21 protein-coding genes are annotated in these 23,372 nt (G+C 64.6%); 10 read left to right on the forward strand and 11 right to left on the reverse strand.

All coding sequences use genetic code 11. From position 1 onward, the window contains the following. Window positions 1–31 precede the first annotated feature (31 nt). A complete protein-coding gene (pafA, locus tag CHB96_RS00250) occupies window positions 32–1,390 on the reverse strand; it encodes a Pup--protein ligase (protein ID WP_176444050.1) in 1,359 nt (452 codons plus the stop codon). Between the two features lie 90 nt (window positions 1,391–1,480). On the opposite strand from pafA, the gene CHB96_RS00255 reads away from it, so the two are divergent. Beyond that, on the forward strand, window positions 1,481–2,947 hold the full coding sequence (locus CHB96_RS00255; RefSeq protein ID WP_089242597.1) for a bifunctional phosphatase PAP2/diacylglycerol kinase family protein: 1,467 nt from the start codon (window positions 1,481–1,483) through the stop codon (window positions 2,945–2,947). Window positions 2,948–2,999: 52 nt separating this feature from the next. Here CHB96_RS00255 and prcA read toward each other — a convergent pair whose 3' ends face one another. From prcA to arc, 5 genes are all read right to left on the reverse strand, one after another. Then, window positions 3,000–3,734 carry a proteasome subunit alpha gene (prcA, locus tag CHB96_RS00260; RefSeq protein WP_089242598.1) on the reverse strand — a complete coding sequence of 245 codons (735 nt, stop codon included), beginning with the start codon at window positions 3,732–3,734 and terminating at the stop codon, window positions 3,000–3,002. Continuing rightward, the gene (gene prcB, locus CHB96_RS00265; protein ID WP_089242599.1) at window positions 3,731–4,606 is read right to left on the reverse strand and encodes a proteasome subunit beta; all 876 of its coding nucleotides are present in this window, start codon (window positions 4,604–4,606) and stop codon (window positions 3,731–3,733) included. Before prcB ends, prcA begins: the two co-directional genes overlap by 4 nt. Then, the gene (locus tag CHB96_RS00270) at window positions 4,603–4,797 is read right to left on the reverse strand and encodes a ubiquitin-like protein Pup (protein ID WP_068424137.1); all 195 of its coding nucleotides are present in this window, start codon (window positions 4,795–4,797) and stop codon (window positions 4,603–4,605) included. Before CHB96_RS00270 ends, prcB begins: the two co-directional genes overlap by 4 nt. A 128-nt stretch (window positions 4,798–4,925) precedes the next feature. Then, window positions 4,926–6,425: a depupylase/deamidase Dop gene (gene dop / locus CHB96_RS00275; RefSeq protein ID WP_089242600.1), complete on the reverse strand. Its 1,500-nt coding sequence runs from the start codon at window positions 6,423–6,425 to the stop codon at window positions 4,926–4,928. 120 nt (window positions 6,426–6,545) lie between these two features. Then, complete coding sequence (gene arc / locus CHB96_RS00280; protein ID WP_089242998.1) at window positions 6,546–8,318, reverse strand: proteasome ATPase; 1,773 nt, start codon at window positions 8,316–8,318, stop codon at window positions 6,546–6,548. 184 nt (window positions 8,319–8,502) lie between these two features. On the opposite strand from arc, the gene CHB96_RS00285 reads away from it, so the two are divergent. Beyond that, on the forward strand, window positions 8,503–9,000 hold the full coding sequence (locus CHB96_RS00285; RefSeq protein ID WP_089242601.1) for a WKL family lipoprotein: 498 nt from the start codon (window positions 8,503–8,505) through the stop codon (window positions 8,998–9,000). Between the two features lie 38 nt (window positions 9,001–9,038). Here CHB96_RS00285 and CHB96_RS00290 read toward each other — a convergent pair whose 3' ends face one another. Next, window positions 9,039–9,854 carry a tRNA (adenine-N1)-methyltransferase gene (locus CHB96_RS00290; protein WP_089242999.1) on the reverse strand — a complete coding sequence of 272 codons (816 nt, stop codon included), beginning with the start codon at window positions 9,852–9,854 and terminating at the stop codon, window positions 9,039–9,041. A gap of 227 nt (window positions 9,855–10,081) precedes the next feature. Between CHB96_RS00290 and CHB96_RS00295 the strand changes: the two genes are divergently transcribed. After that, window positions 10,082–10,936 carry a RecB family exonuclease gene (locus CHB96_RS00295; RefSeq protein WP_089243000.1) on the forward strand — a complete coding sequence of 285 codons (855 nt, stop codon included), beginning with the start codon at window positions 10,082–10,084 and terminating at the stop codon, window positions 10,934–10,936. Further along, window positions 10,933–11,742 (forward strand): thioesterase family protein, encoded by an 810-nt coding sequence (locus CHB96_RS00300; RefSeq protein ID WP_089242602.1) that lies wholly within the window; start codon window positions 10,933–10,935, stop codon window positions 11,740–11,742. Before CHB96_RS00295 ends, CHB96_RS00300 begins: the two co-directional genes overlap by 4 nt. Before the next feature lie 20 nt (window positions 11,743–11,762). Here CHB96_RS00300 and hisG read toward each other — a convergent pair whose 3' ends face one another. From hisG to metH, 4 genes are all read right to left on the reverse strand, one after another. Then, entirely contained in the window at window positions 11,763–12,629 is an 867-nt protein-coding gene (hisG, locus tag CHB96_RS00305) for an ATP phosphoribosyltransferase (protein ID WP_089242603.1), read from the reverse strand. Between the two features lie 78 nt (window positions 12,630–12,707). Further along, on the reverse strand, window positions 12,708–12,989 hold the full coding sequence (locus CHB96_RS00310; RefSeq protein ID WP_176444051.1) for a phosphoribosyl-ATP diphosphatase: 282 nt from the start codon (window positions 12,987–12,989) through the stop codon (window positions 12,708–12,710). A 10-nt stretch (window positions 12,990–12,999) separates the two neighbouring features. Next, the gene (locus CHB96_RS00315) at window positions 13,000–13,698 is read right to left on the reverse strand and encodes an HAD family hydrolase (RefSeq protein ID WP_089242604.1); all 699 of its coding nucleotides are present in this window, start codon (window positions 13,696–13,698) and stop codon (window positions 13,000–13,002) included. Beyond that, a complete protein-coding gene (gene metH / locus CHB96_RS00320; RefSeq protein WP_089242605.1) occupies window positions 13,691–17,260 on the reverse strand; it encodes a methionine synthase in 3,570 nt (1,189 codons plus the stop codon). Before metH ends, CHB96_RS00315 begins: the two co-directional genes overlap by 8 nt. Before the next feature lie 261 nt (window positions 17,261–17,521). Here metH and CHB96_RS00325 point away from each other — a divergent pair, with 261 nt between their 5' ends. From CHB96_RS00325 to CHB96_RS00350, 6 genes are all read left to right on the forward strand, one after another. Further along, window positions 17,522–18,382, forward strand: coding sequence for a PAC2 family protein (locus tag CHB96_RS00325; protein ID WP_089243002.1), 861 nt, complete (start codon window positions 17,522–17,524; stop codon window positions 18,380–18,382). After that, window positions 18,379–19,563 (forward strand): MFS transporter, encoded by a 1,185-nt coding sequence (locus CHB96_RS00330; RefSeq protein ID WP_089242606.1) that lies wholly within the window; start codon window positions 18,379–18,381, stop codon window positions 19,561–19,563. The genes CHB96_RS00325 and CHB96_RS00330 overlap by 4 nt, the downstream gene beginning before the upstream one ends. 56 nt (window positions 19,564–19,619) lie before the next feature. Beyond that, window positions 19,620–19,967, forward strand: coding sequence for a molybdopterin oxidoreductase (locus tag CHB96_RS00335; RefSeq protein ID WP_089242607.1), 348 nt, complete (start codon window positions 19,620–19,622; stop codon window positions 19,965–19,967). Further along, complete coding sequence (gene nirB, locus CHB96_RS00340) at window positions 19,967–22,456, forward strand: nitrite reductase large subunit NirB (RefSeq protein ID WP_089242608.1); 2,490 nt, start codon at window positions 19,967–19,969, stop codon at window positions 22,454–22,456. Before CHB96_RS00335 ends, nirB begins: the two co-directional genes overlap by 1 nt. Beyond that, window positions 22,453–22,755 carry a Rieske (2Fe-2S) protein gene (locus CHB96_RS00345; RefSeq protein WP_089242609.1) on the forward strand — a complete coding sequence of 101 codons (303 nt, stop codon included), beginning with the start codon at window positions 22,453–22,455 and terminating at the stop codon, window positions 22,753–22,755. The genes nirB and CHB96_RS00345 overlap by 4 nt, the downstream gene beginning before the upstream one ends. A gap of 71 nt (window positions 22,756–22,826) precedes the next feature. Then, a complete protein-coding gene (locus CHB96_RS00350; RefSeq protein WP_089242610.1) occupies window positions 22,827–23,306 on the forward strand; it encodes a DUF4188 domain-containing protein in 480 nt (159 codons plus the stop codon). The last annotated feature ends 66 nt before the right edge of the window (window positions 23,307–23,372 follow it).

Consider the following 23,372-nt stretch of genomic DNA (forward strand, 5'->3'; position numbering starts at 1 on the left):
TGAAGAAGCCTAATGGTCCGTGCGCGGTCCGCTACATCGACGCGATCAGCCGCTCGACACGCTCGTCGACGCTGCGGAACGGGTCTTTGCAGAGAACGGTGCGTTGTGCCTGGTCGTTGAGCTTGAGGTGCACCCAGTCGACGGTGAAGTCGCGGCCCGCTTCCTGCGCGGCAGTGATGAATTCTCCGCGCAACTTCGCGCGCGTCGTCTGAGGCGGCAGGTCGACAGCCTCGTCGATCTGTTCGTCCTCGGTGATGCGCTTCGCCAGACCCTTCCGCTGCAACACGTCGAACACACCTCGTCCACGCTTGATGTCGTGGTACGCCAGATCCAACTGTGCGATCTTGGGATCGGACAGCTCCATCGAGTAGCGATCCTGGTAGCGCTGGAACAGTTTGCGCTTGATGACCCAGTCGATCTCGGTGTCGACCTTGGCGAAGTCCTGGGCCTCGACAGCGTCCAGAGTGCGACCCCAGAGATCGACGACCTGCTCGACCTGAGTGTCGGGCTCGCGGCTCTTCAGGTGCTCGACGGCTCGCGCGTGGTACTCGCGCTGGATCTCGAGCGCACTCGCCTGGCGGCCACCTGCCAACCGCACCGGGCGACGACCCGTCAGATCATGACTGACCTCACGGATCGCGCGAATCGGGTTGTCCAGCGCGAAGTCTCGGAAGGAGACGCCCGCTTCGATCATCTCGAGTACGAGGGCTGCGGTACCGACCTTGAGCATCGTGGTGGGCTCGGCCATGTTCGAGTCGCCGACGATGACGTGCAGGCGCCGGTACTTCTCGGCATCCGCATGCGGCTCGTCGCGCGTATTGATGATCGGCCGTGACCGTGTGGTCGCCGACGACACGCCCTCCCAGATGTGCTCGGCCCGCTGAGAGAGGCAGAAGGTGGCAGCTTTGGGTGTCTGCAGAACCTTGCCTGCACCACAGATGAGCTGACGAGTCACCAGAAAAGGCAGGAGCACGTCGGAGATACGGGAGAACTCCCCCGCACGCTGCACGAGGTAGTTCTCGTGGCACCCGTAGGAGTTGCCGGCGGAGTCGGTGTTGTTCTTGAACAAGTAGATGTCGCCGCCGATACCTTCCTCGGCCAGACGTTGCTCGGCGTCGATCAGAAGGTCCTCGAGAACTCGCTCACCGGCACGATCGTGCGTCACCAGCTGCAAGAGACTGTCGCATTCGGCGGTCGCGTACTCGGGATGCGACCCGACGTCCAGGTACAGCCGCGCGCCGTTGCGGAGAAAGACGTTCGAGCTACGTCCCCACGACACGACTCTCCGGAACAGATACCGTGCTACCTCGTCGGGGCTGAGTCGCCTGTGCCCGTGAAAAGTACACGTGACACCGAACTCGGTCTCGATGCCCATAATTCGTCGCTGCACACTTCGACAGTACAACGATGACGGCACCGATGATGGCTTCGAACACACCGACTCCGGCGAGTGTCGTACCGGCCGACATAGGGTCGAACCATGAGAACCCGCGCCACCCGTCTCGCCGACCGCATTCATGGATGGGACGAGGTGACATTCGATCGAACTGCAGCGTTCCGAGCGTCGGCGGCCGACCCCGTGTTGCGGGCGCTGACGAAGTCCGCCAACCACAGTGTTCTGTGGGGAGTCGCGGCCGGCGCTCTCGCTGTGCGGCCCGGCCGTACTCGACGCGCAGCAGTCCGCGGAATGCTTGCCGTCGCCGGGGCCAGTGCCGTTGCGAACGGTCTTCTCAAGCCACTGTTTCCACGGACGCGTCCAGGGACGGAATTGACGCCGTTCGTACGCAGACTGATCTCGCCGCCCAGGTCCTCGTCGTTCCCGTCCGGCCACTCGGCGTCCGCCGCAGCCTTCGTCACGGCTGTCGCACTCGAATCTCCGGCGGCAGGCGCGGTCCTGGCACCCGTCGCCGCAGCCGTCTGCTATTCGCGGGTACACACGGGAGTTCACTGGCCGAGCGACGTCGTGGCAGGCGCTGCGCTGGGGACGGCCCTCGCACTCTCGACGCGTCGCTGGTGGGCAGTGCGCACGGACGAGCCGGCCGAGGTGCGCGCCGATCGTGATGCGCCGTCGCTGCCACACGGACACGGTCTCCTCGTTCTCGTCAATCGCAGCTCGGGGTCCGACGACGCCGTCACCGACGAGATCCGCGCTCTGCTGCCCGAAGCCGAACTGTTCGAACCCGATCCGGATCTGGACTTCGGAGACCAACTGGAGAAGCAGATCGCGCAGTCGAGCCCACGCGCGTTGGGTGTGTGCGGCGGCGACGGCACGGTCGTGAGTGTCGCCGAATCCGCAGTACGACACGATCTTCCGTTCGTTGTGTTCCCTGGTGGCACGCTGAATCATTTCGCGAAGGATGCAGGCGTCGACGACGTGTCCTCGACTGCGACGGCCGTCGAGAACGGCCTTGCGTCGGTCGTCGATGTCGCCTCGGTTCGCGTCGACGAGACGCAGGTGATTCCGTTCGTCAACACAGCGACGTTCGGCGGCTACCCCGACTCGGTACGGATGCGTGAACGGCTACAAGGCCGCATCGGCAAGTGGCCCGCAGCGGCGGTCGCCATGGTCCGGGTTCTCGCTGCTGCTCGACCGCTCGACGTCACCATCGACGGTCGGAAGCATGCGGTCTGGATGCTGTTCGTCGGAAACGGCCAGTACTCCCCCGCCGACCAGGTTCCGATGTCACGGAGGTCGATCGGTTCGGGCACGCTCGACGTCCGATACCTGCCGTCGAAGCCGTTCCTCTCACGAACGAGACTGGTGTTCGCGGCCGCGACCGGCACTCTCGGATCGTCCTCGACCTACGTGCACCGCGTTGCGCAATCGCTGAAGGTCGAGGTCGACGGGCCGCAGGTAGCGCTGGCAACCGACGGGGAGGTCACTGCCGACGGTCGTGTGTTCGAGTTCGCGAACGACACCGGCGTCGTGCTCTACCGCGATCGGTAGCGCACGACGCCGGTTAGGTCGAAAGGCGAACGCCGACAGAGCGTTCCGACGGTTATGCCGGAAGAAGCTCCTCGAGTGCGGTTCCGGCGATCCGCCGGAACGCACGCCGCGGCCGCGCTTGGTCGAGGACAGCGACCTCGAGGGAACTGACTTCCAGCACCTTCTTGTCCGTGTCCGCCGAGCCGTTGGTGCCCGGACCCGCTGCAGCACTTGCACCGTCCGACAACGCAGCAACGGCGATCGCGACCGCGGCACCCAGATCGAGACCAGGACGGTACGACTCGCGCAACGCCGTCACGATCGGCTCGGTCGTGCCGCCCATGACGACGAAGTCCTGCTCGTCGACGATCGACCCGTCGTACGTGATGCGGTACAGCTGCGTCGACGGCGCCTCGTCGGAGTGCGACACCTCCGCCACACAGATCTCCACCTCGTACGGCTTCAGCTGCTCGGTGAAGATGGTGCCGAGGGCCTGCGCATACGTCTTCGCGAGCGAACGGCCCGTGACGTCGCGCCTGTCGTAGGTGTATCCCTTGGTGTCCGCATGCAGGATTCCCGCTTTGCGAAGGTTCTCGAACTCGTTGTACTTCCCGACAGCGGCGAAGCCGAGTCGGTCGTACAGTTCGCTGACCTTGTGCAACGCGGTCGATCGGTTCTCGGCCACGAACAGCACACCGTCCGCGAACGTGAGGACGATGACGCTCCGTCCGCGTGCGATTCCCTTGCGCGCGAGTTCCGAACGATCGCGCATGATCTGTTCGGCCGACGCGTAGTACGGCATGGTCATGACGCGGTCCCCCCTCTCGGTGCACCCTGTACCTCGGCGGCGCGCTCGGCGATGACAGCCCGTGCCGCATCCGCGATACGGGACTCACCCACTTCGACGGCACCGACGCTGGTGACGGACACGGCAGTGGGATAGATACCCCGTGTGATGTCCGGGCCACCGGTGGCCGAGTCGTCGTCGGCCGCGTCGTACAACGCCTCGACGACGGCACGCAACGCGGCGTCCTCCGTCGAAGCCGGGGTGTACAGCTTCTTCAACGCCGACTTGGCGAACAACGACCCCGAGCCGACGGCGTGATAACCCGACTGCTCCTCGTAGCGTCCGCCCACGATGTCGTACGACACGATGCGGCCGGCCTTCTCCGGATCGGTGACGTCGATATCGAATCCCACCAACAGTGGAACTGCAGCCAAACCCTGCATCGCGGCACCGAGATTGCTGCGGACCATCGACGACAGCTTGTTCGCCTTGCCGTTGAACGTGAGCGGAACGCCCTCGATCTTCTCGTAGTGTTCGAGCTCGACCGCGAACAGACGCACCAGCTCGATCGCGATACCCGCCGTTCCGGCGATACCCGCAGCCGAGTACTCGTCGGTTACGAACACCTTCTGCATGTCCCGGTTGGCGATCAGGTTGCCCTGAGTCGCACGACGATCGCCGGCGATGAGGACGCCGCCGGCGAAGGTGACCGCAACGATGGTCGTGCCGTGTGGGGCGACGTCCGACAACCCTTGCCCGGCGGACGTCATACGTCCTTCGGGAAGTAGGTGTGGCGCATGGTCGCGCAGATAGTCGGTGAACGACGAATGATGCGAACCGAAGGTCGGCAGCAAATCACGAGGTCCGTGTCCGGCTGTGCGATCGTCCGTCACTGGCCGCCCTTCTGAACGTAGGCGCGTACGAAGTCTTCAGCGTTTTCCTCGAGCACGTCGTCGATCTCGTCGAGGAGGTCGTCGGTCTCTTCCGCCAACTTCTCGCGGCGTTCCTGACCACCACCGGCCTCGCCGGGAACCTCGTCGTCGCCGTCGCCACCGCCAGAGCGCCGTGTCTGCTCCGTAGCCATAGTCGCCGACCTCCTTACGTATTCGCTCAACCTGCTCGGACCTTCACCCTACCGAGTCGAACACCGGTAGGGGTGGCAGACACAAGGTACGAACCGGAGAAAGACGACGGATACGCGTCGACGCTCGATCAGGTCGTCAGTTGCTCCACGAGCTCGGCAGCCGTCTCCGCGGTCTCGAGAAGTTCGCCGACGTGCGCTTTGCTTCCACGCAAGGGCTCGAGGGTGGGGATACGCACGAGCGAATCACCGCCGAGATCGAAAATGACCGAATCCCAACTCGCAGCGGCGATGTCGGCGCCGAACTTACGCAGAACCTCGCCACGGAAGTACGCGCGCGTGTCTGCGGGCGGCGTCGACACGGCGTCGAGCACCTGTTGCTCGGTGACGAGACGCTCCATCGAGCCACGGGCGACGAGACGGTTGTACAGACCCTTGTCGAGCCGAACATCCGAATACTGCAGGTCGACGAGATGGAGTCTCGGCGCCGACCAACCCAGGCCCTCACGCTGCCGGAAACCCTCGAGCAGGCGGAGTTTCGCCGGCCAGTCGAGCAGATTCGCGCACTCCATCGGATCGCGTTCGAGCAGATCGAGAACCATGGCCCATTTGTCGAGAATGTCGGCCACGCGTGGGTCGTCGTTGCCTTCGCTGGCTACGAACTTCGCAACGCGCTGGTGGTAGATGCGCTGCAGTGCGAGCGCGGTCAGCTCGCGACCGTCGGCGAGTGCAACCGCTCGGCGCAGCGTCGGGTCGTGACTGATCTGGTGAACGGCCGTCACCGGCCGTGCAAGCTGCAGATCGGACAGATCGACACCGGCTTCGATGATGTCGAGAACGAGGGCGGTAGTCCCCACCTTGAGGTAGGTCGCCATCTCGGCGAGGTTGGCATCGCCGATGATGCAGTGCAGGCGACGGTACTTGTCCGCGTCGGCGTGCGGCTCGTCGCGAGTGTTGATGATGCCGCGCTTCAGCGTCGTCTCGAGGCCCACCTCGACCTCGATGTAGTCCGCTCGCTGCGACAGTTGGAAGCCGGCCTCGTCGCCCGACTGGCCGATACCGACGCGTCCGGACCCTGTGATGACCTGACGGGATGCGAAGAACGGCGACAGACCGGCGATCACGGCCGAGAACGGGGTTTCGCGCGACATCAGGTAGTTCTCGTGGGTGCCGTACGACGCGCCCTTGCCGTCGACGTTGTTCTTGTACAACTGAAGCCTCGGCGCTCCGGGAACGCTGGAGGCATGCCTCGCGGCCGCTTCCATGACACGCTCGCCCGCCTTGTCCCAGATGACGGCGTCCAACGGATCCTTGACCTCGGGAGCCGAGTACTCCGGATGCGCGTGGTCGACATACAGACGAGCACCGTTGGTCAGAATCATGTTGGCGGCACCGACTTCGTCGGCGTCGATGACCGGGGCAGGACCGCTGAAACGGCCGAGATCGAAGCCACGGGCGTCCCGCAACGGAGACTCGACCTCGTAGTCCCACCTCGTGCGCTTGGCGCGTGGAACTCCCGCTGCTGCCGCGTAAGCGAGCACGGCCTGCGTGGAGGTGAGGATCGGGTTGGCCGTCGGTTCGGTCGGAGAGGAGATTCCGTACTCCACCTCGATGCCGATGATGCGCTGCATGAGTCCGAGCCTAGGTGATCGCTGCGTCCGACATCGAACTCAGCACCGTCGAATGGGCATACGCGTCGGGGCTGCCCGTGTAGACGGACAGCCCCGACGACGGCCGAGCCACGACGGCGATTACAAGTACTGTCCCGTGTTGGATTCGGTGTCGATCGCGCGTGAAGCACTCGCGTTCTTGCCGGTGACCAACGTGCGGATGTAGACGATGCGTTCGCCCTTCTTGCCGGAGATTCGCGCCCAATCGTCCGGGTTGGTGGTGTTGGGCAGATCTTCGTTCTCGGCGAACTCGTCGACGATCGAATCGAACAGGTGCTGTACACGCAGACCGGGGTTGCCCGACTCGAGCACCGATTTGATCGCGTACTTCTTGGACCTGTCCACGATGTTCTGGATCATCGCGCCCGAGTTGAAGTCCTTGAAGTACAGAACTTCCTTGTCACCGTTGGCGTACGTCACCTCGAGGAAACGGTTGTCCTCGCTCTCGGCGTACATGCGGTCGACGACACGCTCGATCATCGCGCGGACGCACGACGGTCGATCTCCACCGAACTCCGCGAGGTCGTCGGCGTTGACCGGCAACGAATCGGTCAGGTACTTCGAGAAGATGTCCTGTGCCGATTCGGCGTCGGGACGCTCGATCTTGATCTTGACGTCGAGACGGCCGGGTCGCAGAATGGCCGGGTCGATCATGTCCTCGCGGTTGGAGGCACCGATGACGATGACGTTCTCCAGCCCTTCGACGCCGTCGATCTCCGCGAGAAGCTGGGGAACGACCGTCGTCTCGACGTCGGACGACACACCCGACCCTCGGGTACGGAAGATCGAGTCCATCTCGTCGAAGAACACGATGACCGGCGTGCCTTCCGACGCCTTCTCACGAGCGCGTTGAAAGATCATGCGGATGTGACGCTCGGTCTCACCCACGAACTTGTTGAGCAGTTCGGGACCCTTGATGTTGAGGAAGTAGGACTTGGCTTCCTTGGCATCCTGGCCGCGTGCTTCGGCGATCTTCTTCGCGAGCGAGTTGGCGACGGCCTTCGCGATCAGCGTCTTGCCGCAACCCGGAGGGCCGTACAGCAGAACACCCTTCGGCGGACGCAACGAATATTCGCGGAACAGATCCTTGTGCAGGAACGGCAGTTCGACCGCGTCGCGGATCTGTTCGATCTGACGACCGAGCCCGCCGATGTCCTCGTATCCGACGTCGGGAACCTCCTCCAGCACAAGGTCTTCGACCTCCGCCTTCGGAACACGTTCGAAGGCGTAGCCGGCTTTGGTGTCGACCAACAAGGAGTCACCGGGACGCAGCTTGCGAGACGGCTCGTCGGGATCCTCGACACCCTCGTCGTTGGCCATGTCGAACAGCGGCTTGGCCAACCACACCACGCGTTCCTCGTCGGCGTGCCCGACGACCAGCGCTCGTGATCCGTCACCCAGCAACTCACGCAAGGTGCTGATCTCACCGACCTGCTCGAACGATCCCGCCTCGACGATGGTGAGCGCCTCGTTGAGGCGAACCGTCTGGCCAGGCGCCAAAGTGTTGGACTCGACGTTCGGCGAGCACGTCAACCGCATCTTGCGGCCCGACGTGAACACGTCGACGGTGTCGTCCTCGTGGACGGTCAGAAGAATCCCGTAGCCGCTCGGGGGTTGCCCCAGACGGTCGACTTCCTCGCGCAACGCGATGAGTTGCTGACGGGCTTCCTTGAGAGTGTCCATCAACTTGGAATTGCGCAACGACAGCGAATCGATCCTCGACTCGAGTTCGCGCACGTGCTCCGGTGATTCGCCGAGCTGGCCGAGTTGACGCCGCAGCGACGCCGCCTCGATGCGCAACTCCTCGAGTTCCGCCCTTGCCGCGGCCGAATCCGGATTGTCTGTCGAGCTCATGAGCGACTCCTCCCAGTGAAGATCAGTCAACGCTACCGGCAGTCGAGCAAAAGTGCGTGTGGACACGATCCCGTGGTGTCGTATGCCCCGATTCGACGCATCCGAACCCAGGGCGAAGTCATGTTAGCCTCGCCTGACCACATGGGATTTCACGTATCTCGAGGAAGAGACTTCACCAGTGAAAATGCGCAGGTACACAGCGTTGGTCGCATCCGTTTCGGCCGCTCTTCTCATCGCCGGATGTAGTTCGAGCGATGATTCGGATCACGCGGACCACACGTCGGAGGCTTCGGCCGCGTCGACATCCGAGACCGCGACATCGGAGCCCACTGCCGCAAGCGTCGCAGCACCGACCGTCGACGAGCTGACCCAGTCGCTGGAACTGCTCGTCGATCCGCAGGTCGACGCGGCCACGAAGGCTGCGACCGTCGAGAACGGGCAAGCCCGGCTCGCGAATCTGGAACAGATGACGGCCGCTCTCCAGAACTACGGGGAGATCACCTTCCAGGTCGAGGAGCCGACGGTCGAGGGCGAAACTGCCACCGCGCCGGTCACGATCGCGACGGTCCGCGGTGCTACTGCGCCGACACCGAACACGTGGGTGCTGATCGACGGCGACTGGAAGGTCTCGGACGCGAGCGCGTGCCAGCTTCTGGCGATGGGCCAGGCCCCCTGCGTCTGACAGGACTCGATCAGCCACCCCGAGCGGCAGCGACTGGATCAGCTCTTGCCGGAACGTCGCTGCGGCTTGGGGGTGACGGTCCCGGCAGCGAGTTTGCGTGCGCTGATGAGGAATGCGGTGTGACCCTGCATCCGGTGTTCGGGTCGCACCGCGAGACCGACGACGTGCCAGCCGCGGACGATGGACTCCCACGACCGGGGCTCGGTCCAGCATTCCTGTGCTCGCAATGCTTCCACGACGCGGGACAGCTGGGTGACGGTCGCGACGTAGACGATCAGAACTCCGCCGGGAACCAAGGCGTCGGCGACTGCCGGAAGCGCGTCCCACGGAGCGAGCATGTCGAGGACGACGCGGTCGACGGTCTCACCCGGTCGGTCGTCGGCGAACCTGCTGATGTCGGCAACCGTGAGATCCCAGTTGTCGGGGCGTTCCCCGAAGAAGGTCTCGACGTTCTTGACGGCGTAGTCGGCGTGATCTTGTCGAATCTCGTACGAGATCACGGTGCCCGTCGGGCCGACGGCGCGGAGCAGCGAGCACGTCAGCGCGCCCGAACCGGCACCGGCCTCCAGCACACGAGCGCCCGGGAAGACATCGCCCTCGTGCACGATCTGTGCGGCATCCTTCGGATAGATGACCTGCGCACCCCGCGGCATCGACAGCACGTAGTCGGTCAACAGCGGTCGAAGCGCGAGATACGGCGTGCCGTTCACCGACGTGACGACGCTTCCCTCGTCTGCGCCGATCAACGCGTCGTGCGTGATGCCACCACGATGAGTGTGGAACTCTTTCCCCTCGTCGAGCACGACGGTGTAGTGACGACCCTTGCCGTCCGTCAGCTGGACCCTGTCGCCGATGCGGAACGGGCCGCTGCGAGCAGGCCCGGTGGGAGCGGTGCCGCTGGGGGCCGGTGTGCCCGCAGAGGTGGTCTCGTCCGAAGACAGGCTTTCGTCCGAAGACACAGCAGTTCCCTCTTTCGTCGTGAATCGAGCTGGGTGTGCCGTCCGAGAAAGGGACGGCGACTCGACCGACCAGACTACGGGCCTCCACGATCTTGTCGGACGACGGGCTTAGTCTGCTCGATGTGAGTATCACCGATGTGCCGCCGGTCCCGGCCCCGAACACCCCAGCACGCCGGAGCAGGCCCGCGTTGTCGCCGTCACGGGCGAACGACTTCAAGCAGTGCCCGCTCCTGTACCGGTTCCGTGCTGTCGACCGGATCCCGGAGAAGTCGACCACCGCGCAGGTCAAGGGAACCGTCGTGCATGCCACCCTGGAGGCGTTGTACGGAATGCCCAGCGCGACAAGAGATTCCGAGACCGCAGTGGACCTGGTCGATCCCGCGTGGGAGCGCGTCGTCGCAGACGATCCGGAGATCGACGAGCTTCTCACGGCGGACGAGCGCACCGCACTGCTCGATCAAGCACGCGCTCTCGTCACCGGCTACTACGACATGGAAGACCCCACTCGATTCGATCCCGAATCGTGCGAACAACGCGTCGAGATCGACTTGGCCGACGGCACACCGCTCCGCGGGTTCATCGACCGAATCGATGTGGCGCCCAACGGCATGGTGCGTGTCGTCGACTACAAGACGGGTCGGGCCCCGAGTGGTTTCACCGAAGCGAAGGCGCTGTTCCAGATGAAGTTCTATGCGCTGGTCATCATGCGTATGCGCGGAATCGTGCCCGCACAGCTGAAGCTGATGTATCTGGCCGACAAGAAGTCGCTGACGTATGCCCCCGACGAGGGCGAGCTTCTCCGATTCGAACGCATGCTGTCCGCCATCTGGAAGGCGATCCTGACGGCAGGCGAGACCGGCGACTTCCAACCTCGACGCGGAACTCTCTGCAAGTGGTGTGATCACCAGGCACTGTGCCCCGAGTTCGGTGGCACGCCGCCGGTGTATCCAGGGTGGCCTGTCGGAGCCGAGTCGTGACGGCCGACGCGTTCTACGTCCCACTCGGCGCCGACGACGACGGCTACGAGGTCTTTCGCACCACCGAGCGGACCGTCAGCCTCTGGGCGCCGACGATGCAGCACGGCGCTCCCCCATCGGCGTTGCTCGTTCGAGCGCTCGAGCGCGTCTCGCCCCGCGCCGATGTCCAACTCACTCGTGTCGTGGTCGAACTGCTCGGGCCCGTGCCCATCGCGGACATCACGGTTCGATCATGGATCGAACGACCGGGCCGCAGCATCGAACTCGCCGTCGCCGAGCTGTGGGCTCGATCCGAGACGGGAGCGTCCCGTGCCGTCGCACGCGGAACTGCATGGCGCATGGCGACCGCTGCCACCTCGCACGTGTCGCACGTGGCGGATCCGCCGCTCGAGCCGGTATCCGAGGCAACGGACCACGTCTGGAGCGGCTTGTGGGAATCCGGCTACCTCGAAAACGTCGAGATGAAGGCACTCACGAAACTCGGCGGCCCCGGTCCGGGTCAGGTCTGGGCACGGCCCAAACCTGCACTCGTGGAAGGGGAATCGATGACGCCCCTCGAACGACTGTTCTCCATCGCCGACATCGCGAACGGTATCGGCGCCACACTCGACCTGGACAGGTGGACGTTCTTGAACACGGACCTCACCGTGCACGTCTTTCGTGAACCAGTCGGCGACTGGATCGGCGTGTCGGCCGAAACATCAACCGGGCCAAGCGGATTCGCGATGTCCGCCGGTGTCCTGCACGACGAGCGCGGGCCGGTCGGGCGGATTGCCCAGACGGTGCTGGTCCGCCCCCGCGCCTGACCCGGTGAAGTCCTGTCGGGTCAGAAGGCCCTGCAGGACCGAATGTCGGATGCCAGAATCGCTTTCGCACCGAGTTCCGCGAGATCGTCCATGACCGTGTTGTGCACCTTGCGAGACACCATGGCGCGCACGGCGATCCAGTTCTCGTCCGCCATCGGCGACAGCGTCGGCGATTCGATTCCAGGTGTGATCTTGACGGCCTCGTCGAGAATCGATTTGGGGCAGTCGTAGTCCAACATCAGGTACTGCTGCGCGAACACGACACCCTGAATACGTGCGATCAGCTGCTTGCGAGTCCTGTCGGTGTCGGTCTTCGAGTCGCTACCCTCACCGACACGCTGAATGAGCACACCCTCGGAGTCGCACAGCGACTCACCGAACGCCACCAGATTGTTCTGGCGTAGCGAGCGACCGGACTCGACGACGTCGGCGATGGCGTCGGCGACGCCGAGTTGGATGGAGATCTCGACGGCACCGTCGAGTCGAATGACCGTCGCGTCCAGTCCTCGCGCGGCGAGGTCGGCTTTCACGAGATTCGGGTACGACGTCGCGATGCGGAGTCCAGCGAGATCACCCGTCGACCATTCCCTGCCCTGTGGGCCTGCGTAACGGAACGTGGATCGACCGAAGCCCAGAGACAGAATCTCCTCGACCGGAGCACCGGAGTCGAGGGCGAGGTCGCGTCCGGTGATCCCCACATCCAGTTGGCCCGAGCCGACGTAGATCGCGATGTCCTTCGGGCGGAGGAAGAAGAATTCGACACCGTTCGCCGGATCGAGAACGGTGAGGTCCTTGGAGTCGCTTCGGCGTCTGTAGCCGGCTTCCTTCAGAATCTCGGCGGCGGATTCGGACAGAGCACCTTTGTTGGGAACTGCAACGCGCAACATGACGAGGTCCTTAGTGTGTGCGGACGATGAGCTGGGGCCGGGAACGTAGCCCGCTGGAGTGACCAGAAATCCTGCAGCTCACAGATGTCGGTAGACATCCTCCAGCTTCAATCCGCGTCCGACCATCAGCACCTGGACCCAGTAGAGCAGCTGGGAGATCTCCTCGGCCAGTGCTTCGTCGCCTTCGTGCTCGGCGGCGATCCATACTTCGCCTGCCTCCTCGATGATCTTCTTCCCTTGCGCATGCACGCCTGCATCCAACGCAGCGACGGTGCCGGAGCCCTCTGGGCGGGTGGCAGCGCGGTCGGTCAGCTCGGCGAACAGGGAATCGAAGGTCTTCACGGTGACTGATTCTTTCATGACGCTACTTTCACGATGCGGCCGACGTCCGTGCATCGCGCCACGCGGACCGAAACTGATCCGCGGTCAGACCGACCAGGGAGTCCAGAAGCACGTACCCCGGCGTCGGCTCCACGGCCACTTCCGACGGGACGAGCAGCACGGAGCAGCCGGCCCGGTGCGCCGACAGTGATCCGGTCGGCGAATCCTCCACTGCCAGACAGCTCGACGGGTCGAGACCGAGAAGTGACGCACCACGCAGATAGGGCGCCGGGTGGGGCTTGCCCTCGTCGACCTCGTCGCCGCTGACGGTGAAGTCGAAGTACTCGCGCCCGATGGTATCGAGCGCGTTGTCGACGAGTCCGCGCTCGGTGTTGGTGACGAGAGCTGTCTTCAGGCCCATGTCACGGGCGAGCTGGAGCGCATCCTTCGCACCCGGTCGCCACGGAATACCCTCCGCGAACAACGATCCGACGCGCGCGGTCAGCCAGTCACGGCCGAACGAGAACATCCGTTCCGTCAACTCGGTTCCGGTGTGCGCGAATACTTTGGTGAGCGCGCCACGCATCGAGTTTCCGAGAGTGCTCTCCCGAACTTCCGGTGTCAGTTCACGGCCCAGTTCGAGCGACAGCTCGGCAACGGCGACGTCCCAGATCTTCTCGGAGTCGAGCAGGGTTCCGTCCATGTCCCACAAGACGCCCTGCAGACCGGATACAGCGAGATCAGACATTGAAGTACTTGGCCTCCGGGTGGTGGAGCACGAATGCGTCGGTCGATTGTTCGGGATGCAGCTGCAGTTCCTCGGACAGCTTGACCCCGATTCGTTCGGGTTCGAGCAGGGCTGCCAGCTTGATGCGATCCTCGAGGTCCGGGCACGCGCCGTACCCGAACGAGTAACGCGCACCACGATATTCGAGCTTGAAGAACCCTTCCGGATTCGACGGATCCTCCGCTGCGACGCTCGCGCCACCGGCGAGCTTCAGCTCTTCACGAACACGCCGATGCCAGTACTCGGCAAGCGCTTCCGTGAGCTGCACGCCGATTCCGTGTACTTCGAGGTAGTCACGGTAGGAATCCGATGCGAACAGCTGGTTCGCGAAATCGGCGATCGGCTGACCCATCGTCACGAGGTTCATCGGAAGCACGTCGACCTGGCCGGTCTCTCTCGCGAGTTCGCGCGACCGGATGAAGTCGGCGACGCACAGGAACCGATCACGCTGCTGGCGCGGGAAGGAGAAGCGGAACCGCTCAGGCGCTTCCGGCTCGGGTTCGGTGAGCACGACGACGTCGTCGCCCTCGGACACGGCCGGAAAGTATCCGTACACGAGAGCGGCGTGCGCGAGAATGCCGTCGGTGCTGAGTCGATCGAGCCAGTAGCGCAACCGAGGCTTGCCCTCGGATTCGACGAGGTCCTCGTAGGTCGCCCCTTCGCCCTTGCGCGCCCCACGCAATCCCCACTGGCCGAGGAACAGTGCACGCTCGTCGAGCAGGCCGGAGTACTCGGTCAGCGACACGCCCTTGACGATGCGCGTGCCCCAGAACGGCGGCACCGGCACCTCGATGTCGGTGGCGACATCCGAACGCTCGGGTACGACGACGGGAGTCGCGTCAGCCTTGCGCTGCTCGGCGATTCGACGTGAACGCTCGTGCCGCGCCTTGCGCTCCTCGGCTTTCGCCTTGGCCTCCAACGCTTCCGGGCTGTCGGGTGCAGGCCCCCCGCCTCGCTTGGTGGTCATGATCGTGTCCATGAGCCGCAGACCCTCGAAAGCGTCACGCGCGTAATGGACTTCGCCTTGGTACACATCTTGCAGGTCGTTCTCGACGTAGGACCGCGTCAGTGCCGCGCCGCCCAGCAACACCGGGAACTGTTCGGCGACTCCCTTGCTGTTGAGCTCCATCAGGTTGTCCTTCATGACGACCGTGGACTTCACGAGCAGGCCGGACATACCGATGACGTCGGCGCGCTTGTCGATCGCTGCTTCGAGGATGGTCGCAATCGGTTGTTTGATACCGAGGTTGACCACCTCGTATCCGTTGTTGCTCAGGATGATGTCGACGAGGTTCTTGCCGATGTCGTGGACGTCGCCCTTGACGGTGCCGAGCACGATGCGCCCCTTGCCGTCGTCGTCCGTCGCCTCCATGTGAGGTTCCAGGTATGCAACAGCGGCTTTCATGACTTCGGCCGACGCGAGAACGAACGGCAGCTGCATCTGACCGGAGCCGAACAGCTCACCGACCGTCTTCATGCCGGACAACAGCGTCTCGTTGATGATCTCGAGTGGAGGCTTCTCCGTCATCGCTGCGTCGAGATCGGCGTCGAGTCCGTTTCGCTCGCCGTCGACGATCCGTCGCTCCAGTCGTTCGAAAAGCGGAAGGCGGCCGAGTTCCTCGGCCCGCGACTCACGCGCCGACGCTGCCGATACACCCTCGAACAGCTGCATCAACTTCTGCAGCGGGTCGTAACCCTCGGCGCGACGGTCGTAGACCAGATCGAGTGCGGTCTCACGCTGCTCGTCGGGAATCTTGTTCATCGGCAGGATCTTCGAAGCATGAACGATGGCCGTGTCGAGTCCTGCTTCGGTGCACTCGTGCAAGAACACCGAGTTCAGCACCTGCCGCGCAGCAGGATTGAGGCCGAACGAGATGTTGGACAGCCCGAGAGTGGTGTGCACCTTCGGATACTTGGCCTTCAGCTGACGGATGGCCTCGATCGTCTCGATGCCGTCGCGTCGGACTTCCTCCTGGCCCGTCGAGATCGGGAACGTGAGGGTGTCGACGATGATGTCCTCGTGGCTCAATCCCCAGTTGGTGGTGATGTCCTCGATCAGCCTGTCGGCGACGCGCACCTTCCACTCGGCTGTACGAGCCTGGCCTTCTTCGTCGATCGTCAGCGCCACGACGGCAGCGCCATGCTCCTTGACCAGACGCATGATCTTCTGGAATCGGGAATCCGGACCGTCGCCGTCCTCGTAGTTGACCGAGTTGACCGCGCTGCGCCCGCCGAGATGCTCGAGCCCTGCCTCCAGCACGGCCGGCTCGGTGGAATCGAGCATGATCGGCAACGTGGACGCCGTCGCGAGCCGCGACGCGAGCGCAGCCATGTCGGCGGCGCCGTCACGGCCGACGTAGTCGACGTTGAGATCGAGCATATGGGCGCCGTCGCGCGTCTGATCCTTGGCGATGTCGAGGCACTTCTCGTAATCCTCGGCGATCATGGCCTCGCGGAACGCCTTGGATCCGTTGGAGTTGGTGCGCTCGCCGATCATCAGGATGCTGGCGTCCTGCTCGAACGGCACCGCGGAGTACAACGACGACACGCCCGGCTCGGGCGCAGGCACACGGTCCGCCTTCGCGACGCCGTGCACCAAGTCCGCGACCTGACGGATGTGCTCCGGCGTCGTGCCGCAGCAGCCGCCGACGAGCGACAGACCGTACTCGCTGACGAACGACCCGAGCGCGGTCGCCAACTCGGGTGCCGTCAGCGGGTACTCGGCACCGTTCGCGCCGAGTGTGGGCAGGCCTGCGTTCGGCATGACCGACACAGGGAGCGTCGAGTGCTTCGACAGGTGACGGAGGTGCTCGCTCATCTCGGCGGGACCCGTCGCGCAGTTGAGGCCGATCATGTCGATGCCGAGCGGTTCGAGAGCAGTAAGCGCTGCTCCGATCTCGCTGCCGACGAGCATGGCACCAGTGGTCTCCACCGTGACATGTGTGATGATCGGAATGCGGAGCCCGAGCTTGTCCATCGCGTGCTGGCTTCCGATGATCGCGGCCTTCACCTGCAGCAGATCCTGGCAGGTCTCCACGAGAATCGCGTCGGCGCCACCGTCGATCATTCCCAGGGCAGCCTCGGTGTACGCATCTCGCAGTATCGCGAAGGGCGCGTGTCCCAGCGTGGGCAGCTTCGTTCCTGGGCCCATCGAGCCCAGCACGAACCGATCCATACCGTCGCGGCCCTTGCCCATCTCGTCGGCGGTCTCGCGTGCGAGGCGAGTGCCCTTCTCCGCGAGCTCGCGGATGCGATGGGCGATGTCGTAATCGGCGAGGTTCGGCAGGTTGCAGCCGAACGTGTTGGTCTCGACGGCGTCGGCGCCCGCAGCGAAGTAAGCACGGTGGATGTCGCGTAGGACGTCCGGACGCGTGTCGTTGAGAATCTCGTTACAGCCTTCGAGACCGATGAAATCGTCGAGCGTCAGATTCGCGTCCTGCAACATCGTTCCCATAGCCCCGTCGCCGATCACGACGCGAGAGCGAATCGCATCCAACAGGCTGGTCTTGTGTAGCGCAGGCATCACTACAGACTAGTGGGGTCGTTTGCACAGGCTCCACTCTCGCCCCCGTGGGCATGGCGCCATGACCACGACAGCGCTGCCTGGTCGTAGGCTGGCGTGGTGAGTCCTCGAAACCGAGACGGCAACTTTCCCGCCGACAACGACGATACAGAACATGACAATTCGGACAGCGCCGCGGAGGCGCTGCTGGACGCAGTCACGTCAGCTGTGTCGAACGCAACACCGTTTTCACCGGTTTCCGACCTCGTCGACGACGACGACATTCCGCTGCCGACGCTGCGCGACCCGATTCTGGTGGCCGCATTCGAGGGGTGGAACGACGCGGGCGACGCCGCGAGCGGAGCCGTCGAACACCTGGAACTGATCTGGGACGCCAGTCCCCTCGCGGAGCTCGACTCCGAGGACTATTACGACTACCAGGTCAACCGACCGACGATTCGGCAAGTCGACGGAGTGACCCGCGAGATTCAGTGGCCGTCGACCAGGTTGTCGGTGTGTTCGCCGCCCGGCAGCACACGGGACATCGTGCTTCTCCGCGGTATCGAGCCGAACATGCGCTGGCGAAGCTTCTGCGACGACCTCCTGGAGTTCATCGAGCAACTCGGGGTCGACACCGTCGTGATCCTCGGCGCTCTCCTGGCAGACACGCCGCACACCCGTCCCGTTCCTGTGACCGGAAGCGCTCACAGCGTCGAAGCAGCCGAGCGCTTCAATCTCGAACAGACTCGCTACGAGGGGCCGACCGGGATCACCGGCGTCCTGCAGGACGAATGTGTCAAAGCCGGTGTGCCCGCGGTGTCGTTCTGGGCGGCAGTTCCCCACTACGTCTCGCAGCCACCGAACCCCAAGGCGACCGTCGCTCTGCTGCAGCGCGTCGAAGAGGTTCTCGACATCGAGGTCCCTCTCGGCGAACTCCCGACGCAGGCGGAGGACTGGGAGGAAGCCGTCACCGAAATGACGAAGGAAGACGAGGAGATCAGCGAGTACGTCCGCAGCCTGGAAGAGCGCGGCGACGCAGAGGTCGACATCACCGAGGCGATATCGAAGATCGACGGTGACGCGATCGCCGCAGAGTTCGAGCGCTACCTGCGTCGACGGGGTCCCGGCAGCTTCGGTCTGTGAGCGGTTCTCGCGCAGAACACCGCAGCCGAGCCGATCGGATTCGCGTCGCAGCTCTGTATTCGGGCGGATTCCTCGGTCCTTTCGGTGGCAGCGTCGTGGCATCGATGCTGCCGGAGATGGGTGATTCGCTCGGCGTGACAGCGGGCACGGCGTCGTCGTCGCTCACCGCGTACCTGCTCCCGTTCGCGGTGACGATGCTCGTGTCCGGGACGCTCGGTGCGCGGTGGGGCCGTCTGCGCACAGTCCGTATCGCGTACGCGGTGTACGGCGTCGCGTCGATCGCCTGCGCGCTCGCGCCGACTCTGGATGTTCTGCTGACGGCACGCGTCGTGCAGGGGTGTGCCAACGCGTTCACGACACCGTTGCTGCTCGCGACTCTGGCGGCGACGACGCCACGGGCGCGACTCGGTCGAGTCCTCGGCACGTTCGGTGCGCTGCAGGCAGCGGGTCAGACGAGCGCCCCTCTGGTCGGTGGAGTGGCCGCCGAATTCGACTGGCGCTACGCCTTCGTCGTCCTGGCGGTCGTGTCCACGGTCCTCGGGCTCGTCGGGCTACCTCGTACCGACGACGCCGTCGGCCGGGCTCCGCGCGAACGACTCCGTGATGCGATGCGGCCGCACGTGTTGCGCATCGGTCTCGTCGCGCTTCTGGGGTGGGGCGCATTGGGCGGACTCAACTTCATGCTCGCGTACCGGGCCGAGGACGTGTTCGGTCTCACGTCGGTCCAGCGAGGCTTGCTGCTCACCGGCTTCGGGCTCACCGGCATCCTGACCGCGCCTGCGGTCGGACGATTGATCGACCGCCTCGGGGCGTCCCGCACCGTCCTGATCGGTGCCGTCGCAGGCGCCGTGCTCGTCGCAGTCACCGGTACCGTTCCCGCGCTGTGGGTCGTCGGTGTGGCGTGGGCGGCCGCCGGCGTCGCCTCGCAGTTCATCCTGGTCGGTGTCAACGCGGCCGCGCTCGGCGGAGGTGCAAATCGTGGAGGCGCGGTCTCGGTGGTCCAGGCCTTCCGGTTCTCCGGTGCTGCCGTGGCGCCGCTGGCCCTGACGCCGTTGTACCTCGCGCATCCGGCCGCCGGGTTCCTCGTTCCTGCGGTGCTGCTTGCCGTCGTCGCACCGATCGCGATGCCCCGCGGCACCCGCCCTGACAAGCGCGAAGTCGGAGCTGTGAGTTCTTCCTGACCCTTCCGTAACTCGGACGCAGCGAAGACGTCACCGGGTGACCGCACGCTGGGTCCATGGCCAGCACACCGCGTTTCCTGCAGGGCGTCTTTCCATTCGTCGGACACGGTCTCGGCAAGCCCGAGTCGGTCGATGCGTCCACCACCTTCGTCGTTCCATCCGGGTCGATCGCGCAGCCGCTCTATTTTCGAGGCGGAAATTCGAGCGACGAACTGGTCGTCGTGACACTGTTGCGCGACGGTCAGCCGATGCGCATGTTCCCGATGGGAGCAAAGAGCGGAGTCAACATTCCGCTGCGGGTGGTCGAGGACGTCGATCCCGATTCGGTGCTCGAACTGGTGGTCGCGGCGCCCGAGGGAACCACCGGAGAAATCGTCGTCGACTTCGGTCTGGTGTTGATCTGATGACGCCTGGGACTCGGCAGCGGCTTCTGGTCGTCGGTAACGGCATGGCAGGCGCGCGGACCGTCGAGGAGATCCTGAAGCGCGGCGCCGACCGCTTCGACGTCACCATGATCGGCGACGAGCCGTACGGCAACTACAACAGAATCATGTTGTCGCACGTACTGGCCGGTGAGACCGGTGTCGACGACGAGGACCTCCTGCTCAACCCGATGAGCTGGTATCGCGACAACGGCGTGACGCTGTACGCCGGCGATCGCGCCGTCTCACTCGATCGGTTCGCGAAGTCGGTGCGCTGCGAGAGCGGACGCGAGGTCGCCTACGACATCCTCGTGATCGCCACCGGCAGCAACACGTTCTTTCCCAACATGGACGGCCTGCGTGAATCGGACGGCCGACTCGCGCGCGGTGTCTTCGGGTTCCGGACGATCGAAGACACCAACGGAATGCTGCAGATGGCCGCGTCCGACGACGACCTACGGGCCGTCGTCATCGGCGGCGGACTTCTTGGGCTGGAAGCCGCCTACGGGTTGCGGACGCAGGGGCTCGACGTCGACGTCGTCCACTCCCCCGGCCACCTGATGAACCAGCAACTCGACGAGCGTGGTGGCCGTTTGTTGCGCAACAAGATCGAGTCCTTGGGTGTCGGCGTGCACACGTCGCGGCGAACCACAGCGGTGCTACGTGACGAGTCCGGCCGAGTCGCGGGTGTCGCGTTCAACGACGGCAGTTCACTGCCCGCAGACATGATCGTCGTCACCGCGGGCATTCGTCCCAACGTCGAGTTCGCCCGAGGAGGCGGGCTCGTGATCGAGCGAGGCATCGTCGTCGACGACCAATTGCGTTGCGAAGACGAAGGATCCATCTATGCGGTCGGCGAATGCTGCCAGCATCGCGGTGAGGTCTACGGTCTCGTCGCGCCGCTGTGGGAGCAGGCCGTCGTTCTGGCCGAGCATCTCGCGGGTACGAATTCGGCTGCTGCATATCACGGTTCACGGTTGACGACGAAGCTGAAGGTGGCCGGAGTGGACGTCGCAGCGATGGGCGTGAAAGGCCCCGAGCGCGACGACGACGAGTTCGTGCAGTTCTACGAGCCACGCAGCGGGACGTACAAGTCCGTCGTCGTGCGTGACGGAAAGCTCATCGGCGCAACACTTCTGGGTGATATCAGCAAGGCGAACTTCCTGACGCAGGCGTTCGACGAGAAAGTGCCGCTCCCGGACGAGCGCATCAGCATGCTGTTCGACATGGGCACTCCGAGCGCCTCCACGGGAGCGGCCGAGCTCGCCAACGACGTGCAGGTGTGCAACTGCAACGGAGTCACGAAGGGGGCGATCGTCGCGTGCGTCCACGCGGGCGCGAAATCGATGGGCGACGTCACAGCCGCGACCCGAGCGGGTAAGGGCTGCGGGTCGTGCAAGGGCCTCGTCGCCGACATCCTGGCCTGCGCCGCCGGTGGCGCGGTGGAGGCCGATCCGGCAGCGGACTGGTACGTACCGTGCATTCCGCTGGCCAAGCCTGCACTGATCGACGTGATCCGCGACCGTGACCTGCGGTCGGTCTCGCAGGTGTTCGCCGAGTTGGCCACCGACGGCCGCGAGGACGCTCCGTCCAAGATGCCGCTCGCGTCGTTGCTGCGGACCGTCTGGGGACCGGACTGGGTCGACGAACGCGGTGCACTGTTCATCAACGACCGCGTGCATGCCAACATCCAGCGCGACGGCACGTTCTCCGTCGTTCCGCAGATGAAAGGTGGCGTGACGACGCCCGATCAGCTGCGCAAAATCGCCGACGTTGCGGACAAGTATCGGGTACCGCTCGTGAAGGTGACCGGAGGCCAGCGCATCGACCTGCTCGGCATCAAGAAGGAAGACCTACCGAAGGTCTGGGGTGACCTCGACATGCCGTCCGGGTTCGCCTACGGCAAGAGCATGCGCACGGTGAAAACGTGTGTCGGCAGCGACTTCTGCCGGTTCGGTCTGGGTGACTCGACAGCTCTTGGAATCGCGCTGGAGGAGCGCTTCCAAGGACTGGAGACGCCCGCCAAGCTGAAGCTCGCGGTGGCTGGGTGTCCCCGCAACTGCTCCGAGGCACTGTGCAAGGACCTCGGTGTCGTGTCGGTCGGCGACGACAAATGGGAGATCTACGTCGGAGGAGCGGCAGGCGCGCACATCCGGAAGGGCGATCTTCTGGCGACCGTCGTCGGCGCCGACGAAGTCGTCCGTGTCGCAGGAGTGTTCATTCAGCACTATCGCGAGTCCGCGCAGTGGCTCGAGCGAACGTACGCCTGGGTTCCGCGTGTCGGCCTGGAAGAACTGCAACGCCGATTGATCGACGACGGCGACGGCATCGTCGCGGGATTGGAGGACCGCATGCAGACATCGGTGAACGGCTACCGCGATCCCTGGCAGGACAGGGTGGAACAGAAGTCCCCCGCCCAGTTCGCGCCGTCCCTCCCCCTGCTGCCGTTGCCGCAGGTACCGGTTCGATGAGCGTCCCGGTCGGCTCGCTCGACGACCTCACACCCGGGGAGGGTCGCGCCTACGTCGTCGACGGAAGACAGGTGGCGGTGTTCCTGCTCGGCGACGGCACCGTGCGCGCGACCGACGCGGTCTGCCCACACCGTGGCGGTCCCCTCGCGGACGGGCAGATCGACGGTTCGGTCGTCGTCTGCCCGCTGCATCAGTACGCGTTCTCGCTCGACGACGGCACATGTGCAAGCGGAATCGATGCGGTCGCGACATATCCCGCCGCGATCGTGGACGGCAAGGTGACGGTCGAACTGCACTAGGTCTTGCGCCCGGCGGCCCTCTCGGTCATATTGGATAGTAATGCTATCCAATATGACGAGAGGTGACTGCCATGGAGACGAATCGGGTTCTGCCCGGCCGGCATACCGCGCGCATCGAAGGCGACTTCGTGGTGTTCGTCATCGGGATACGGATCAACAAGTGGCGGAAAGTCCGCAGGTGGGTGCGGCCCTTCTTCGCCATGCCCGCGATGCTGAAAGAGCTTCGCGCCCACCCGGAGGCTGGTTTGCTCGACGCCCGAATCATGCTGGGCGGCAGAACGTTCACGCTCATTCAGTACTGGCGCAGCTTCGACCAGCTGGAGAAGTTCGCGAAGAACCCCGACGACCTTCACCTACCGGCGTGGCGGAACTTCAACAGAAGCGTCGGGTCGAGCGGTGATGTCGGGGTCTTCCACGAGACTTACCGCGTTGGGCCAGGAGATCACGAGTCGATCTACGTGAACATGCCGGTAGTCGGACTCGCGGCGGCCGGGGCGTCCATTGCGGTCGACACCCGCACCGATACCGCCCGCCGTCGCCTCGACACGTGACCGTCCCGCAGGCTCGTGTTTTCACTCCTACACGCCAACGCCCTACCCTGTTCCAGTGAGCGATTC

The sequence above is a fragment of the Rhodococcoides kyotonense genome (genome assembly GCF_900188125.1).
GTDB lineage: Bacteria > Actinomycetota > Actinomycetes > Mycobacteriales > Mycobacteriaceae > Rhodococcoides > Rhodococcoides kyotonense.

Coding starts and splice junctions, on each gene's coding strand:
- CHB96_RS00350 (WP_089242610.1), top strand. CDS start 22,827: ATGGAGACGAATCGGGTTCTGCCCGGCCGGCATACCGCGCGCATCGAA.
- metH (WP_089242605.1), bottom strand. CDS start 17,260: ATGCCTGCGCTACACAAGACCAGCCTGTTGGATGCGATTCGCTCTCGC.
- dop (WP_089242600.1), bottom strand. CDS start 6,425: ATGCAGCGCATCATCGGCATCGAGGTGGAGTACGGAATCTCCTCTCCG.
- CHB96_RS00310 (WP_176444051.1), bottom strand. CDS start 12,989: ATGAAAGAATCAGTCACCGTGAAGACCTTCGATTCCCTGTTCGCCGAG.
- CHB96_RS00285 (WP_089242601.1), top strand. CDS start 8,503: ATGCGCAGGTACACAGCGTTGGTCGCATCCGTTTCGGCCGCTCTTCTC.
- nirB (WP_089242608.1), top strand. CDS start 19,967: ATGACGCCTGGGACTCGGCAGCGGCTTCTGGTCGTCGGTAACGGCATG.
- hisG (WP_089242603.1), bottom strand. CDS start 12,629: ATGTTGCGCGTTGCAGTTCCCAACAAAGGTGCTCTGTCCGAATCCGCC.
- prcA (WP_089242598.1), bottom strand. CDS start 3,734: ATGACCATGCCGTACTACGCGTCGGCCGAACAGATCATGCGCGATCGT.
- CHB96_RS00315 (WP_089242604.1), bottom strand. CDS start 13,698: ATGTCTGATCTCGCTGTATCCGGTCTGCAGGGCGTCTTGTGGGACATG.
- CHB96_RS00255 (WP_089242597.1), top strand. CDS start 1,481: ATGAGAACCCGCGCCACCCGTCTCGCCGACCGCATTCATGGATGGGAC.
- arc (WP_089242998.1), bottom strand. CDS start 8,318: ATGAGCTCGACAGACAATCCGGATTCGGCCGCGGCAAGGGCGGAACTC.
- CHB96_RS00270 (WP_068424137.1), bottom strand. CDS start 4,797: ATGGCTACGGAGCAGACACGGCGCTCTGGCGGTGGCGACGGCGACGAC.
- CHB96_RS00335 (WP_089242607.1), top strand. CDS start 19,620: ATGGCCAGCACACCGCGTTTCCTGCAGGGCGTCTTTCCATTCGTCGGA.
- CHB96_RS00345 (WP_089242609.1), top strand. CDS start 22,453: ATGAGCGTCCCGGTCGGCTCGCTCGACGACCTCACACCCGGGGAGGGT.